Origin of the sequence: Methylomicrobium lacus, assembly GCF_041897535.1 — a bacterium.
GTDB lineage: Bacteria > Pseudomonadota > Gammaproteobacteria > Methylococcales > Methylomonadaceae > Methylomicrobium > Methylomicrobium lacus_A.
In genome coordinates this window covers 3,558,693-3,572,611 of sequence record NZ_CP169217.1, presented here as the reverse complement: position 1 = coordinate 3,572,611, position 13,919 = coordinate 3,558,693, and the positions used below count along the sequence as shown (strand labels likewise).

Annotated in this window: 14 protein-coding genes; 7 read left to right on the top strand and 7 right to left on the bottom strand. The window is 56.8% G+C overall.

The window, feature by feature from the left end; genetic code table 11:
- Positions 1-2: 2 nt before the first annotated feature.
- The 4 genes from rpoD to rpsU all read right to left on the bottom strand — a co-directional run bounded on the left by rpoD (position 3) and on the right by rpsU (position 4,344).
- A complete protein-coding gene (gene rpoD, locus ACEPPP_RS16080) occupies positions 3-1,817 on the bottom strand; it encodes an RNA polymerase sigma factor RpoD (RefSeq protein ID WP_374090938.1) in 1,815 nt (604 codons plus the stop codon).
- Positions 1,818-1,895: 78 nt separating this feature from the next.
- On the bottom strand, positions 1,896-3,620 hold the full coding sequence (dnaG, locus tag ACEPPP_RS16075; protein ID WP_374088376.1) for a DNA primase: 1,725 nt from the start codon (positions 3,618-3,620) through the stop codon (positions 1,896-1,898).
- A gap of 25 nt (positions 3,621-3,645) precedes the next feature.
- Complete coding sequence (locus ACEPPP_RS16070) at positions 3,646-4,095, bottom strand: GatB/YqeY domain-containing protein (RefSeq protein WP_374090937.1); 450 nt, start codon at positions 4,093-4,095, stop codon at positions 3,646-3,648.
- Positions 4,096-4,110: 15 nt separating this feature from the next.
- On the bottom strand, positions 4,111-4,344 hold the full coding sequence (gene rpsU / locus ACEPPP_RS16065) for a 30S ribosomal protein S21 (protein WP_374088375.1): 234 nt from the start codon (positions 4,342-4,344) through the stop codon (positions 4,111-4,113).
- A 112-nt stretch (positions 4,345-4,456) separates the two neighbouring features.
- Here rpsU and tsaD point away from each other — a divergent pair, with 112 nt between their 5' ends.
- Positions 4,457-5,467, top strand: a complete 1,011-nt coding sequence (gene tsaD / locus ACEPPP_RS16060; protein ID WP_374088374.1) for a tRNA (adenosine(37)-N6)-threonylcarbamoyltransferase complex transferase subunit TsaD — start codon at positions 4,457-4,459, stop codon at positions 5,465-5,467.
- Positions 5,468-5,491: 24 nt separating this feature from the next.
- Positions 5,492-5,935: a hypothetical protein gene (locus ACEPPP_RS16055; RefSeq protein WP_374088373.1), complete on the top strand. Its 444-nt coding sequence runs from the start codon at positions 5,492-5,494 to the stop codon at positions 5,933-5,935.
- Positions 5,936-5,985: 50 nt separating this feature from the next.
- Here the strand turns inward: ACEPPP_RS16055 and ACEPPP_RS16050 are convergent, their stop codons facing one another.
- Entirely contained in the window at positions 5,986-6,834 is an 849-nt protein-coding gene (locus ACEPPP_RS16050) for a symmetrical bis(5'-nucleosyl)-tetraphosphatase (RefSeq protein ID WP_374088372.1), read from the bottom strand.
- Between the two features lie 4 nt (positions 6,835-6,838).
- A complete protein-coding gene (apaG, locus tag ACEPPP_RS16045; RefSeq protein ID WP_374088371.1) occupies positions 6,839-7,216 on the bottom strand; it encodes a Co2+/Mg2+ efflux protein ApaG in 378 nt (125 codons plus the stop codon).
- A 190-nt stretch (positions 7,217-7,406) separates the two neighbouring features.
- Between apaG and mpl the strand changes: the two genes are divergently transcribed.
- The 5 genes from mpl to ACEPPP_RS16020 all read left to right on the top strand — a co-directional run bounded on the left by mpl (position 7,407) and on the right by ACEPPP_RS16020 (position 12,984).
- Positions 7,407-8,762, top strand: coding sequence for a UDP-N-acetylmuramate:L-alanyl-gamma-D-glutamyl-meso-diaminopimelate ligase (mpl, locus tag ACEPPP_RS16040; RefSeq protein WP_374088370.1), 1,356 nt, complete (start codon positions 7,407-7,409; stop codon positions 8,760-8,762).
- A 41-nt stretch (positions 8,763-8,803) separates the two neighbouring features.
- Positions 8,804-9,727 (top strand): hydroxymethylbilane synthase, encoded by a 924-nt coding sequence (hemC, locus tag ACEPPP_RS16035; RefSeq protein WP_374088369.1) that lies wholly within the window; start codon positions 8,804-8,806, stop codon positions 9,725-9,727.
- Positions 9,724-10,512, top strand: coding sequence for a uroporphyrinogen-III synthase (locus ACEPPP_RS16030; protein ID WP_374088368.1), 789 nt, complete (start codon positions 9,724-9,726; stop codon positions 10,510-10,512). The genes hemC and ACEPPP_RS16030 overlap by 4 nt, the downstream gene beginning before the upstream one ends.
- 67 nt (positions 10,513-10,579) lie before the next feature.
- Positions 10,580-11,725 (top strand): uroporphyrinogen-III C-methyltransferase, encoded by a 1,146-nt coding sequence (locus ACEPPP_RS16025; RefSeq protein ID WP_374088367.1) that lies wholly within the window; start codon positions 10,580-10,582, stop codon positions 11,723-11,725.
- The gene (locus ACEPPP_RS16020) at positions 11,722-12,984 is read left to right on the top strand and encodes a heme biosynthesis HemY N-terminal domain-containing protein (protein ID WP_374088366.1); all 1,263 of its coding nucleotides are present in this window, start codon (positions 11,722-11,724) and stop codon (positions 12,982-12,984) included. Before ACEPPP_RS16025 ends, ACEPPP_RS16020 begins: the two co-directional genes overlap by 4 nt.
- Positions 12,985-13,047: 63 nt before the next feature.
- Here ACEPPP_RS16020 and ACEPPP_RS16015 read toward each other — a convergent pair whose 3' ends face one another.
- Entirely contained in the window at positions 13,048-13,860 is an 813-nt protein-coding gene (locus tag ACEPPP_RS16015; protein WP_374088365.1) for a hypothetical protein, read from the bottom strand.
- Positions 13,861-13,919 lie beyond the last annotated feature (59 nt).

Here is a 13,919-nt window from a genome sequence, read left to right as displayed (position 1 = left end):
TTTTAGTCGCCGTCGAGGAAGCAGCGCAGCTGTTCCGACCTCGATGGATGCCGCAACTTACGCAAAGCCTTGGCTTCGATTTGGCGTATTCTTTCACGCGTTACGTCAAACTGCTTGCCGACTTCCTCGAGCGTATGATCGGTGTTCATGTTGATGCCGAAACGCATCCTGAGCACCTTCGCTTCGCGCGCGGTCAGTCCTGCCAGCACATTTTGTGTCGATTCACGCAAGCCGGCAATTGTAGCAGATTCGACCGGCGATAGCACCCTCGAATCTTCGATAAAATCGCCCAGATGCGAATCTTCGTCGTCACCGATCGGCGTTTCCATCGAGATCGGCTCTTTCGCGATCTTCAGCACCTTGCGCACCTTGTCCTCGGGCATTTCCATGCGCACGGCCAATTCTTCCGGGGTCGCCTCGCGGCCCAGCTCCTGCAGAATCTGCCGGGAGATACGGTTCAGCTTGTTGATCGTCTCGATCATGTGCACCGGAATCCGGATCGTGCGCGCCTGATCCGCGATCGAACGGGTGATCGCCTGGCGAATCCACCAGGTCGCATAGGTCGAGAACTTGTAACCGCGGCGGTATTCGAACTTGTCGACTGCCTTCATCAGTCCGATATTGCCTTCCTGGATCAGATCGAGGAATTGCAGGCCCCGGTTGGTATATTTTTTCGCGATCGAAATCACCAACCGCAGGTTCGCCTCGATCATTTCCTTCTTCGCGCGCCGCGATTTAGCTTCGCCGATCGACATGCGCCGGTTGATGTCCTTCAGGCCGTTGATCGTCAGGCCGAATTTGGCTTCGATCTCGCTCAGGCTCTTGATCGCCTTGCGCAGGTCTTTCTCGTAAGGCTTCAACGCCTCGGCGTATTTGCCGCCGTCCGCCAGACAGCGCTCCAGCCAGGCCGGGTTGCTCTCGTCTTCGGTAAACAGCGCGATAAATTCAGGGCGCGGCATTTTCGCATGCTTCGTGCAAATTTCCAGTATCGTCCTTTCCTGATCACGCACGCTTGCTACGCCGTCCGGAATGATGCCGGACAGTTTTTTCAAGTACTGCGGCGTCCACTTGAACTCCATGAACAGATCGGCCAACACATCGAAGGCCTGCTCGGTTTCCGCGCTCGCGTAGCCGTATTTTTTACAGGCAGCGGTCGCGACCTGCAATTGCGCCCGGAGCTTGTCGACCTTCTCGTTGACTTCTTCGAGATTCAGGCCTTTCAACTCTTCGTCGGCGGCCCCGGCGGCGTCTTCGACATCCTCCGCGCCGGCCTGCGCCACACTCAAGTCATCGGTTTCGCTGTAATCGGCAAAGCCGGTGATCAGATCGTTCAGGCGAATGCCGCCCTCTTCGGTCGAAATCGAATCATAGGATTGCAGGAAGTCGTCGACCACGACGCAGGAGCGCGCCAAGGCCTTGACCAACTGTTGCTGGCCTTCCTCGATCCGTTTGGCGATTTTCAATTCGTCCGCGCGGGTCAACAGTTCGACCGAGCCCATTTCGCGCATGTACATGCGTACCGGGTCGGTGGTCCGACCGAACTCGCTGTCGACCGACGCCAGCGCGGCAACTTCTTCCGCATCCTCGTCATCGCTGGTGACCGCCGCCGCATCGGTAATCAATGAATCTTCATCGGGCGCAACCTCATAGACCTGGATGCCCATGTCATTGATCATGCCGATGAAGTCATCGATTTGTTCAGGATCGACGATATCGCTCGGCAAGTGATCATTAATCTCGGCATAAGTCAGGAAGCCCTGAATTTTGCCTTTGGCAATCAATTGTTTAATCTGAGACTGTTGCTGTTCTTGATTCATCATTCACTCACCGGATATGTAATTCAGCAGAACTACACGTAACTATTAATTCTACTATATAAATTTATGGCTTGGCATCTACTTTTTAAATGCCAATAATTTCCGCAAAGACTCTTTTTCATCGGGGGTCAACATCTTTTTGGACAAGAGCCGCTCCAGCTCATTTTCCGCCGACTGCTTGATCAAGCTCGCCAAGGCATCGCAAAAAACGCTCTCGATGTTATCCGGAGCGATCAACAGATCCAGAAAAGCCAGCGCCTTGACCGACTTTTCCTCGGACGAGTCGCGGTAGGACTCGAGCAATACCGCCGTGTTGGCAGGTTTTTGCGCCAAAATGGCCTCTACGATATGCCGAAACAATTCGACGCCGGGAAATACCAACGTACTCCAGTCGATTTCCTGTAATTCGGGGCGCATCGCCAATTTTGGATTTTGCACCAGCAGCGCAATCGCCATCCGTGCTGAGGTCATTCTGCCTTTCGCATGCGGGTTTGCAGGCCGAACATTGCGATTAAGTGTAGCTTCATTCTGCAAAACATCCAGATGACTGATGTCGGACAAAGTTTTGAGCCTCGCAAACATCATCTCCCGAAAAATCCCCGCCGGCAGCTTTTCGAGATACGGACGGGTCTTGCCGACCAATTGCGCGCGCCCTTCGAGACTGGTCAACTGCAAATCCCTGCCAGCCTCGGCAAAAAAATAATCGGACAAGACCTGAGCCTCTCGCATCCGCGCACGAAAGCGCTCGACGCCCTCCTTACGCACCAGCGAATCCGGATCCTCATCCTGCGGCAACAGCATGATGCGTACCTGTCGCCCGTCGCGAAGACAGGGAAACACCGCATCCATCGCCCGCCAGGCCGCCTCCCTTCCGGCCCGATCGCCGTCGAAGCAAAATACCAACTCCGCCGAGAAGCGGAACAGCAGCTCCGCATGCGCCTGCGATGCCGCGGTACCCAACGCGGCCACCGCATTGTCAATGCCGTATTCGGCCAACGCGACCACATCCATGTAGCCTTCGACCAACACAATCTGTGCCGGTTTGCTGTTTTTTTTCAGCAGCTCATAAAGACCGTAAACCTCTCTGCCTTTATGAAATAGGGACGTTTCCGGAGAATTCAAATATTTCGGCAAAGAATCGTCCAACACGCGTCCACCGAAGCCGACGATGCGGCCGCGTTTATCGCGAATCGGAAACATCACCCGGCCGCGAAAGCGGTCATACACATGACCCGCCTCATTCTTGACCGACAAGCCGGCATCCAGCAGGGCCTGTTGATTGAAGCGCCCGGACAAGGATTGCCAAGCATCGGGCGCATAACCCAACCGATAATCGCGCAACACCTGCTCTCCGACACCCCGACGGCGCAAATAATCCTGCGCGGCGGCGCCCGCTTTCGCATGCAGCTGCTCCGTATAAAACTGAGCCGCCTGCTCCATCAGCTGATACAGATTATTCAGATCGTCTTTTTTTTGCGGCGAAGTTTGCGCCGAAAAGGACTCCCTCGGCACATCGACACCGACAAACGCGGCCAGATCTTCGATCGCTTCGACAAAGTCGAGCCGATTGAATTCCATCAAAAACGTAATCGCGTTACCGCTGGCGCCGCAACCGAAGCAATGATAAAACTGTTTGTCGCGGTTAACTGAAAAACTCGGCGTTTTTTCGGTATGGAAGGGGCAACGGGCGACAAAATTCGCCCCCGTTTTTTTGAGAGGAAGGTGCGCATCGATAAGATCAACGATATCAACCCGCACCAGAAGGTCATCAATGAACTGACGAGGTATGCGTCCCTCGGACATAGAATAAAAGGGTTGAACGAGAGGATTAGCCTCCCAAACCAGCCTTGATTTTTTGGCTGACCACCGCCATGTCGGCGCGCCCCTGCATTTTCGCTTTCAACAGCCCCATCACCTTGCCCATGTCCTTCACCGATTCGGCGCCGGACTCGGCGATCGCTTCCCGAACCAGGGCGTCGATCTCGGCATCGCTCAGCGCCTCGGGCAGGAATTCCTGAATGATTTTGACTTCCGCTTCTTCCGCATCCGCCAGATCGTTGCGGCCGGCATCGCTGTACTGCTTGATCGACTCGCGCCGCTGCTTCAGCATCTTGTCCAGGACCTGAATGGCTCGGTCGTTATCGAGCGTGATGCGCTCGTCGACCTCGACCTGCTTGAACGCCGCCAGAATCAAACGGATCACGCCCAGCTTGAATTTGTCGCCGCCTTTCATGGCAGCTTTCATTTCGTCCTTGATCCGATCCGTCAATAAATCCATCATCCGAACCTGCAATTAAACAGCAGGACGGCCGCGACGCAGATTTTTCAACGCATAACGCTCGCGCGCCAGCTTTTTCAGGTGACGTTTGACTGCCGCCGCCCCTTTACGTTTACGTTCCGTGGTCGGCTTTTCATAAAACTCGCGGCGACGGACTTCGGCCAAGACACCGGCTTTTTCGCAAGCGCGTTTAAAACGGCGAATGGCGATATCGAAAGGTTCGTTTTCTTTAATTTTGACTGACGGCATTATACGTTTCCAGATTTCCAGTTGTGTTAATATGAATAAAACAAGGGCGTTAGCACACCCGCTCTAGTAAACTCCTAATTATACCTTTCTTTTGACCACTTTTCAAAATTCGATGATCGTTTTAGGCATAGAAACCTCCTGCGACGAGACCGGCGTTGCGCTTTATCACTCCGAACGCGGCCTGCTGGCCGACCTGTTGTACAGCCAGATCGATCTGCACAAGGAGTATGGCGGCGTGGTGCCGGAACTGGCCTCGCGCGATCATATCCGAAAACTGGCGCCGATGGTCCGGCAGGCGCTGCAAGACAGCGGCCTGACCCGAAACGACATCGACGGCATCGCCTATACCGCAGGCCCCGGCCTGATCGGCGCCCTGCTGGTCGGCGCGGCGACCGCGCGCGGACTTGCCTGGGCCTGGCAGGTGCCGGCGGTCGCGGTGCACCACATGGAAGGCCATTTGCTCGCGCCGATGCTGGAACCGAAACCGCCCGAGTTCCCTTTCGTCGCGCTGCTGATTTCCGGCGGCCATACGCAGCTAGTGAAAGTCGAAGGCATCGGCCGCTACGAAATTCTCGGCGAATCACTCGACGACGCCGCCGGCGAAGCCTTCGACAAGACCGCCAAGATGCTGGGACTCAGCTATCCCGGCGGCCCCAAGCTGTCCGCCCTGGCCACCCGCGGCCACACACGCCTTCACTTTCCGCGCCCGATGACCGACCGTCCGGGCCTGGATTTCAGCTTTAGCGGCCTTAAAACCTTCGCCTTGAACACGCTGCAAGCCAGCGAACGCAGCGCACAGGACAAGGCCGACATCGCCCTCGCCTTTCAGGAAGCGGTGGCCGACACGCTGACGATCAAATGCCGGCGCGCCTTGCAGCAAACCGGACTCAAGACGCTGGTGGTCGCCGGCGGCGTCAGCGCGAACACTCAAATCCGCGCCTCGCTGAGCGCGATGGCCGCGCGCGAGAAGGCCGCGATCCATTTCCCAAGACCCGCATTCTGCACCGACAACGGTGCGATGATCGCCTATGCGGGTTGCCAGCGCTTATTGGCCGGGCAACGCGAAGCGCTCGCGATCAAGGCCAAACCACGCTGGCCGATCAGTGACTTATCGAGTATTTGATATTTCACCTGAGGAAATCATGAAATGAAAAATAGATTATTTTTCTTATTGGCCTCGACCGTTATCGGCATAGCGTTTATCGGCCCGACTTCTGCATACAGCAATGCAAAAAAACCGCTCCTCAAACAAATCAAAGCCTCAGGAAACGTTTCTCCTCTCTATCAATACAGCACTGAATGCACGATTTATCCCAACAAGATTGTTTTACAGAAAAGCACTGGCGGCATTACCAGCCTATCGACAATCAAACATGCATTAAAGGGCAATATTCGTGAGTTAATTACCGCGGCAAGTGCCGGAGAAATTACTCAAGAACCCGGCCCTACTGATGGTCCGACCGAAAATGATATTGCCTATAATAAAAAGGGAGAAGCTACGCTTCTTAAACAAACAGGTTCTGTCATGCATACGAACAATGCGCCGGAAGCCGACACACTGATAAATTTCCTGAATATAAGCTGCGAGTAAACACTCCGCAAAAGCGAGTAAATGCGTTCAACCTTTTATGTTTTCACGTCTTAAATAATGCCGGCCGCATCCGAATAGGCCTTGCCGGGCCGTCGGTAGCCGGGACAGGCGATGCCGATGCTTTCGACAGGATCGCCGAGGCGCAGCGCGGTCAATTGCCCTCCCCACAGACATCCGGTATCGATCCCGTAACAATTGTGGCCTTCGTAATAACCGACTTGCGACCAATGTCCGAAGACGATCCGCAAATCGGCATTCTTGCGGTTTGGCGCGGTAAACCACGGCATCAGGTGCGAAGGCTGCGAGCCGGGCCGGCCGTCATGGGTAAAATCGAGACGTCCGTCCGCATCCAGAAAGCGCATCCGAGTGAAGCAATTGACGATGAAGCGAAGCCGCGGCACGCCTTCCAGATCGTCCGACCAAAGATCCGGCTGATTGCCGTACATTTCCTGCAAAAAAAGCCGGTAATCGTCGCTCCTCAGGGCCTGTTCGGCCAGCGCGGCCATCGCTTGCGCCTTTTCCAAATCCCATTGCGGCGGCAGACCCGCATGCAGCAGGCAGAATTCGCCGTTCGTATGGAACAACGGCTGACGCCTGAGCCAGTCGATCAATTCATCCGCATCGGGGGCTTCCAAAACCGGCCGAAACGTGTCTTTTTTGTGCACGATGCCGGAGGCATGCGCGGCCACCAGGTGCAGATCATGGTTGCCGAGCACGGTCACCGCCTGCTCCCCGAGCGACTTCACGAAGCGCAAGACCTCCAGCGATTTGGGCCCGCGGTTGACCAGATCGCCCGCCATCCAGAGCGTGTCGGTTGCCGGATCGAACTGGATGGTGTCGAGCAGTCTTAACAGGTCGTCATAGCAGCCCTGCACATCGCCGATTGCGTATATCGCCATCGGCTTAATGCAGCGTCCGTGGAATCGACAAGGTAAAACGCGGAATCGGCGCATTGAAATGATCGCCGTCGTCCGTACGCATCGTGTATTCGCCCTGCATCGTGCCGACCGGCGTTTCGATCATCGCGCCGCTGGTATAACGGAACGACTCGCCCGGTTTCAGATACGGCTGCTCGCCGATCACGCCGTCGCCGCGGACTTCCTGAATTTTGCCGTTCGCATCGGTAATCAGCCAATGTCGGGTCAACAACTTCGCAGGCGCCGCTCCTGCATTCGTGATCGTGATCGTGTAGGCAAACACATAGCGGCTTTCCGCCGGCGCGGACTGCGCTTCGATGTAATGCGGAGTGGCTTCAACAAGAATTTTATTTTTTTCGCTCATGTTCGGATCATCATTGACATCATGACCGGCAAGCCGGTTTCGCTCGGGAATTGGCGTTATTTGATCTCAACTTGGCCGCTAACGCAAGCCTTGAGACGACAAAGAAGTCAGCGCGGTTTTACCAATCCGCCCTCACTACAGTATCATAAGCAGTCTTAACCCTCGGCAAAACAGCGATCAGGACAAAACCTTGCACATTCACATACTCGGCATTTGCGGCACTTTCATGGGTGGCTTGGCGGTAATCGCCCGGCAAATGGGCCATCGGGTCACCGGCTCCGACCACAACGTGTATCCGCCGATGAGCACGCAGCTGGAATCCCAGGGCATCGTGCTGATGGAAGGCTACCGGGCCGAAAATCTCGATCCGAAACCGGATCTGGTGGTCATCGGAAATGCGCTCTCGCGCGGCAACCCGGAAGTCGAGGCGGTGTTGAACCTGGGCCTGAACTATGTCTCCGGCCCCGAATGGCTCGCCAAACATGTCTTGCAGGACCGCTGGGTGCTCGGCGTCGCCGGCACGCACGGCAAGACCACCACGAGCAGCATGCTGAGCTGGATACTCGAACATCAGGGTTTCAAGCCCGGCTTCCTGATCGGCGGCATTCCGCTCAATTTCGGCGTGTCGGCAAGGCTTGGCGAGTCTTCTTTTTTTGTGGTCGAAGCCGACGAATACGATTCGGCGTTTTTCGACAAGCGCTCGAAATTCGTGCATTACCGGCCGCGCACCGCGATCCTGAACAATCTCGAATACGATCACGCGGACATTTTCCCGGACCTCGACGCGATCAAAAAACAGTTTCATCATCTGGTCAGGACGATTCCGGGCCAGGGTCTGATCATCGCGCCCGAAAACGAACACAATATTCGCGACGTGCTGGCTATGGGCTGCTGGACGCCGGTCACAGAGACTTCGATCAACGGCCAATCGGCATGGAATGCGGCGCTGATCAAGGCCGACGGCAGCCGCTTCTCGGTGCTCCACAATGGCGATAAACAAGGCGAAGTCGATTGGACGCTGACCGGCGAACACAATGTCTCGAACGCGCTGGCCGCAATCGCCGCCGCGCACCACGTCGGCATTCTGCCCAAGGATGCGATCAATGCGCTGGCCCAGTTCCAAAATGTCAAACGGCGCATGGAAGTGATCGCCAAACTGCACGGCGTGACGATTTACGACGATTTCGCGCACCATCCGACCGCGATCGCGACGACGCTGGACGGCCTCAGGAAACAGGTCGGCCAGGAGCGCATCATCGCGATCGTCGAACCGCGCTCGAATACGATGCGGCTCGGCATACACACCGAAACCCTGGCCAAATCATTGAACCAGGCCGATCAGGCGCTGATCTATCAGCCGAAAGAACTGAGCTGGGACTTGAGCCAACTGAAACGGTACGCGGCGAATATCGAGATCTGCGAAAGCCTCGAGCAAATCATCGACAAACTGAAGCGCGAAGCGCGCCAAGGCGGCCATTTCGTGTTGATGAGCAACGGTAGTTTCGGCGGCATTTACGCGAAGCTGCTGGCGGAACTGAGCCGGTAGCTTTTCAACGCTTTTACACTCAACAGAATTTTTCCCGAACCATGAAACTGATCCGAATCGCAACGCGCAAAAGCCCGCTCGCACTATGGCAGGCCAATCATGTCGCCGCACTTCTGGAGCAACACTTTCCGGACATCAAAACCGAACTGGTGCAAATGACCACCAAGGGCGACAGGATTCTGGACGCGCCGCTCGCGAAGGTCGGCGGCAAGGGCCTGTTCGTGAAGGAACTCGAACAAGGCATGCTCGAAGGCGAGGCCGACATCGCGGTGCATTCGATGAAGGATGTGCCGGTCGAATTTCCGGAAGGCCTGCATCTGGCGGCCATTCTGCAGCGCGAAGACCCGACCGACGCCTTCGTATCGAACCGTTTCGACCGTCTGAACGACTTGCCGGCCAACGCCCGGATCGGCACCTCGAGCCTGCGCCGGCAATGCCAGATCAAGCAGCGTTTTCCCGATGCCGAAATCCTGCAACTCCGGGGCAACGTGAACACCCGGCTCGCCAAGCTCGACGCCGGCGATTTCGACGCGATCATCCTGGCCTCGGCCGGCCTGATTCGCTTGGGTATGAAGGCCAGGATCAAGGAGCGCCTCGATCCGGCGATCAGCCTGCCGGCGATAGGCCAGGGCGCGATCGGCATCGAATGCCGCAGTAACGACGAGCAAATCAACGCCCTGCTCGGCGCCCTGCACGATGCCGACACCGCGCTCTGCGTGAAGGCCGAACGCGCGATGAACGCCCGCCTGCAAGGCGGCTGCCAGGTGCCGATCGCAGGATTCGCCGAAAAACACGGCGAACGCCTGTTCATGCGCGGTCTGGTCGGTGCGCCGGACGGTTCGGTGATTTACCGCAGCGAAGGCTGGGATGATTTGGATCAGGCCGAAGCCTTGGGCAGAAAAATCGCCGAAGACCTGCTCGCGCAAGGCGCGGATCGAATTCTCGCGGCGCTATACCAGGAATGAAATCGCTGAACGGCGCGCACATTCTGGTGACCCGCCCAGGGCACCAGGCGGGCAATCTTTGCAGCCTGATCGAACGGCAGCACGGCGTCGCGGTCGCGTTTCCGACCCTCGAAATCGTTGCCGCGAACGACCGCGACCGGATAACCGCGACGCTGGCAAACCTGCATCGATTCCAATGGCTTGTTTTTATTAGCGCAAATGCAGTAAATTTTGCACTGCTCGCGAATGATGGCAAAATAGACCAATTTCGCGGCGTGCGGATTGCCGCGATCGGCCAGGCGACCGCAAGAGCGCTCGCCGCCGCCGGCTTGAAGGCCGATCTCTTGCCCGAACACGGCTCGGATAGCGAGGCCTTGCTGGCGATGCCGCCGATGCAGTGCGTTGCGGGACAGCGCCTCCTGATCGTGCGCGGCGCCGGCGGCCTCGAAACGCTCGGACAGGAACTCAAGCAGCGCGGCGCGGAGGTCGACACGCTGGATGTTTATCAAAGAAGGGTTCCGTCTGCCGATCCCGCGCCGGTGATCGATTTACTCAGACAAAACCGGCTCGACCTGATCACCGCGACCAGCGGCGAAGCGTTGCGTAACTTATTGATCATGCTCGGTGAAAAAGACCGGAGCCAGGCATTGGCGATCCCGCTGGTAGTCGTCAGCGAGCGCATCCGGCAGATCGCGAAAAACAGTGGATTTGGACGAATTTATGTAACGGATAGCCCTTCGGATACAGCAATTCTTGAAAAAATAATAACTTGGGCAACAGGTGAGAAAAGTGGCCGAACTGAATGAACAAATAGAAGGGAATGCGGAAAATTCGAAAAAAGCGCGGAGATCCCGGAGCGGATTATGGTTTGGCGTGATTATCATCCTGATCATCTTCGCAGTCGCCGGCGCCGGCTATTATTTTCTGATGCAGCTCAGAGACCGCCAATCCAACCTGGGCGGCGAAGTCAAGGGCGAGATGGCGAAGAAAATCTCCGACTACCAAGCCCAGCTTACCGCGATCCAGGAGCATTTAGCGACGCTCGAATCGACGATCGCTCATAAGGACGATCATTTCACCGCAAGACTGGACGAGATCTCGAAGCAACAGAGCGAGAAACTGGCCAGCACGCGCAAGGATTTGAGCGAGGAAATCGCCCGCCTGCAGCGCCAACTCGGCAAGACCCGCGGCGACTGGCTGATCGCGGACGCCGAATATTTGCTTGGCGCGGCCAATGAGCGCCTGCAATTGGTCGGCGACGTGAATACCGCGCGCGAAGCGCTCGAAGCGGCCGATCAGCGCCTGCGTGAAAGCGGCGACGCGGCCGTCTTCAAGGTGCGCGAGGAAATCGCGAAAGAAATCGCCGCGCTCAAAAGCGTGGCCGCGGCCGATATTGTCGGCCTATACGCCGCCTTGCAAAGCCTGCAGGATACGTCCGAAAAACTGACCTTGCTGCTGCCCTATGCCGGTAAAACGCTGACACCTTCGACCGAAATCCACAGCCACGCCGACAGCAAGGAACCTGCCCATGAACTGCTCGATTCGGCGATCGAAAGCCTGCACGGCATCGTCACGATCCGGCATACCGACCAGCCGATCAAGGAAACGCTGACGCCGGAAGAAGCGCAGTTCATCCGCGAGCAATTGCGCGCGAAGCTCGAAACGGTCAAGATCGCGCTGGTGCAGCAAAACGAAGCCTTGTATCGGGCCGGCCTGCAGGATGCGAAAAAATGGACCGAGCTGAATTTCACGCCGAACCCGGAAACGCGCAAATTCATCGGCGAGCTTGGCCGCTTCCTGGCGATCAATATCCGCAGCCATTTCCCGGACATCAGCACCTCGCTGAAACTGCTCAGAGACATCACCAAATTACGGGTCGAAACCGACAAAGCCCTGCTGGCGGCGCCGGCCGAAAAGCCGAAAGCGCCTGAAGCGAAACCGCTTCCGGAAGCCCCGGCGGCGGCCACACCACCGCCCGCGCCGGCCGCCCCCGCCCAACCGGAACCGACTAAAAAATGAAAAAGATCCTTTATTTTCTAGGGCCGCTGTTCATTACGGTTGCCGCCGCGTTCGCGGTTTATTATGGCTTCAAGAGCCTGGAAACCCCCGGCTATGTGCTGGTCGGCATCGGCCACTGGTCGATCGAGACGACGCTCGCCGCTTTCGCGGTCGCGCTGGTGATCGGCTTTTTTCTGTTTTATGTGCTTTTCCGTTTCCTCGGCTGGCTGGTCCGGCTGCCGGGCCAACTTAAACAGCGCGGCACCCACATCAGATTCAACCGCTCGCAGGAAGCCTTGATCGCAGGTCTTGTCGATTCGGCCGAAGGCAACTGGGAACAGGCCGAAAAAATCCTGATCAAACATGCCTCGCACAGCGGCGCGCCGTTGATCCATTATCTGACCGCCGCGCGCGCGGCGCAGTCGCGCGGCGCTTTCGACAAGCGCGATGAATATCTGCAAAAAGCCGCCGACCAGGCCCCCGGTTCGAATATCGCGATCGGCCTGACCCAGGCCGAACTGCATCTGTCCGGTAATCAGTTCGACCAGGCGCTCGAAACCCTGACCAAGCTGCACTCGATCAATCCGACCCACGCCAGCGTATTGAAATTGCTGCATCAGACCTATCAGAGCATCGGCGACTGGGAAGCGATCCGGAAGCTGTTGCCGTCGCTGAACCAGAACAAGGTGTTGATGGAAGCCGAAGTCAAGCTGCTCGAAACCGAAACCTTCAGCCGCCTGTTGAAACAGGCGGCCGAGATGGGCGATGCGAAGCAGATCGCCCTGCTCTGGTCAGAAACCCCGACCCACATCAAAAAAATGCACGGCATGGCGGCGATCTATTTTGCCGCGATGATCGAGGCCGGCGCCGGCAACACGATCGAAGCCGAACTCGCGCACACCTTGTCGGTCAACCTGGACGATACCCTGCTGGTTTTATACGGCAGCGTGCAATCGCACGATGCGGCGAAACAACTGGCGAACGCCGAACAATGGCTGGTCGCGGGGCCGAACAACGCGGTGTTGCTGTCGCTGCTCGGCAAGCTCAGCCTGCAACAGGGCGAGCATGAAAAAGCCGAAGTCTACCTGAGCCAAAGCCTCGCCAGCGATCCGACCGTACAGGCCTATCAGCTGCTGGGCGATTTATATTTCGCACAAAACGAAAAAGACAAGGCCTGCGCGAGCTATAAATCCGCGCTGGAATTGTCTTCGAGTGAAATCGTGACGCGCCTGGATCAAATCGCCGAATTTGGCGAGCAGGCAGCCGAACCGCTAAGCTGAATTCGTCCCCACCAGGGTCACGTCACCGTCAACTCGGCGACGCAACCCTGGCGCGCAACATCCTCAAGCCGACGCAATCCGGTTTTTACCGTCCCAGAACGGCGATTTCTTGATCTCTTTCGACAAGAATTCGATGAATTGCCTGACCAGCTTGCGGTTATAAGCGATCAGCTGCTTTACCTGCGCCTTCGACGCCCCGCCGACTTCGTCCGTCAACCGAGGAAAGTCATGGATGAAGGCCAGCCAGGGCTCGACTACCCGCATCTGAAACAATACCGCAATATCCGACGGCAACTCTTTTGCCAGATGCGCGAGGCGCTGGTAGTTCCGAACGCCCGGTCTTAACACGTCCTCTTCCAGTTGCTGGACAACCGCCGCGTAGCGAATCGCGGTCTGCTGACTGACGTGATGCAGGGCGAAACGCGTCGGCTCTATGATCGTTTCCTCGAGATAGCCCATGGCCCGATCGGGAGAGCGCTGAATCAGATTGACCGTGGCCTGGCTATTCTCCCGAATCAAGCGTTGCTTCTGCTTGATGATCTCCCGCGTCTGCTCGACAAAACCCTGCAGCACACCGATGTTGCGCCGGATTTCGATCAATACCGGCCGGACCATTTTGTCGTCGATGCCGTTTCTGATTTGATCGCGCAATTCGTAGATCTTCTCCAGCGTCGATTTTTCGAGCTCCTTTTGCGCCGCGGCCAGCTTCATTTCGAGATCGCTGATATAGGAATCGCGCTCTGACAAGGTCGTTTTTAAAAACGCGATGGTTTCTTTGTTCAACTCCAACTGCATGGTCAGCGTCGAGACTTGATCTTCCAGCCGGTTCAATTTGACCAGCAAGTCGCCCTGGACGGTGTCGCCATTCGATTCCATACCATTCCCCCCTCTGTGATGATGATGTTGTTATTATATTTTTTGTTCGGAACACCGGC

What these genes read in the sequence shown, in the direction of transcription:
- rpsU (WP_374088375.1), bottom strand. Translation starts at nt 4,344, where the DNA reads ATGCCGTCAGTCAAAATTAAAGAAAACGAACCTTTCGATATCGCCATT.
- hemC (WP_374088369.1), top strand. Translation starts at nt 8,804, where the DNA reads ATGAAACTGATCCGAATCGCAACGCGCAAAAGCCCGCTCGCACTATGG.
- ACEPPP_RS16015 (WP_374088365.1), bottom strand. Translation starts at nt 13,860, where the DNA reads ATGGAATCGAATGGCGACACCGTCCAGGGCGACTTGCTGGTCAAATTG.
- ACEPPP_RS16030 (WP_374088368.1), top strand. Translation starts at nt 9,724, where the DNA reads ATGAAATCGCTGAACGGCGCGCACATTCTGGTGACCCGCCCAGGGCAC.
- tsaD (WP_374088374.1), top strand. Translation starts at nt 4,457, where the DNA reads ATGATCGTTTTAGGCATAGAAACCTCCTGCGACGAGACCGGCGTTGCG.
- rpoD (WP_374090938.1), bottom strand. Translation starts at nt 1,817, where the DNA reads ATGAATCAAGAACAGCAACAGTCTCAGATTAAACAATTGATTGCCAAA.
- apaG (WP_374088371.1), bottom strand. Translation starts at nt 7,216, where the DNA reads ATGAGCGAAAAAAATAAAATTCTTGTTGAAGCCACTCCGCATTACATC.
- ACEPPP_RS16055 (WP_374088373.1), top strand. Translation starts at nt 5,492, where the DNA reads ATGAAAAATAGATTATTTTTCTTATTGGCCTCGACCGTTATCGGCATA.
- dnaG (WP_374088376.1), bottom strand. Translation starts at nt 3,620, where the DNA reads ATGTCCGAGGGACGCATACCTCGTCAGTTCATTGATGACCTTCTGGTG.
- ACEPPP_RS16020 (WP_374088366.1), top strand. Translation starts at nt 11,722, where the DNA reads ATGAAAAAGATCCTTTATTTTCTAGGGCCGCTGTTCATTACGGTTGCC.
- ACEPPP_RS16070 (WP_374090937.1), bottom strand. Translation starts at nt 4,095, where the DNA reads ATGGATTTATTGACGGATCGGATCAAGGACGAAATGAAAGCTGCCATG.
- ACEPPP_RS16050 (WP_374088372.1), bottom strand. Translation starts at nt 6,834, where the DNA reads ATGGCGATATACGCAATCGGCGATGTGCAGGGCTGCTATGACGACCTG.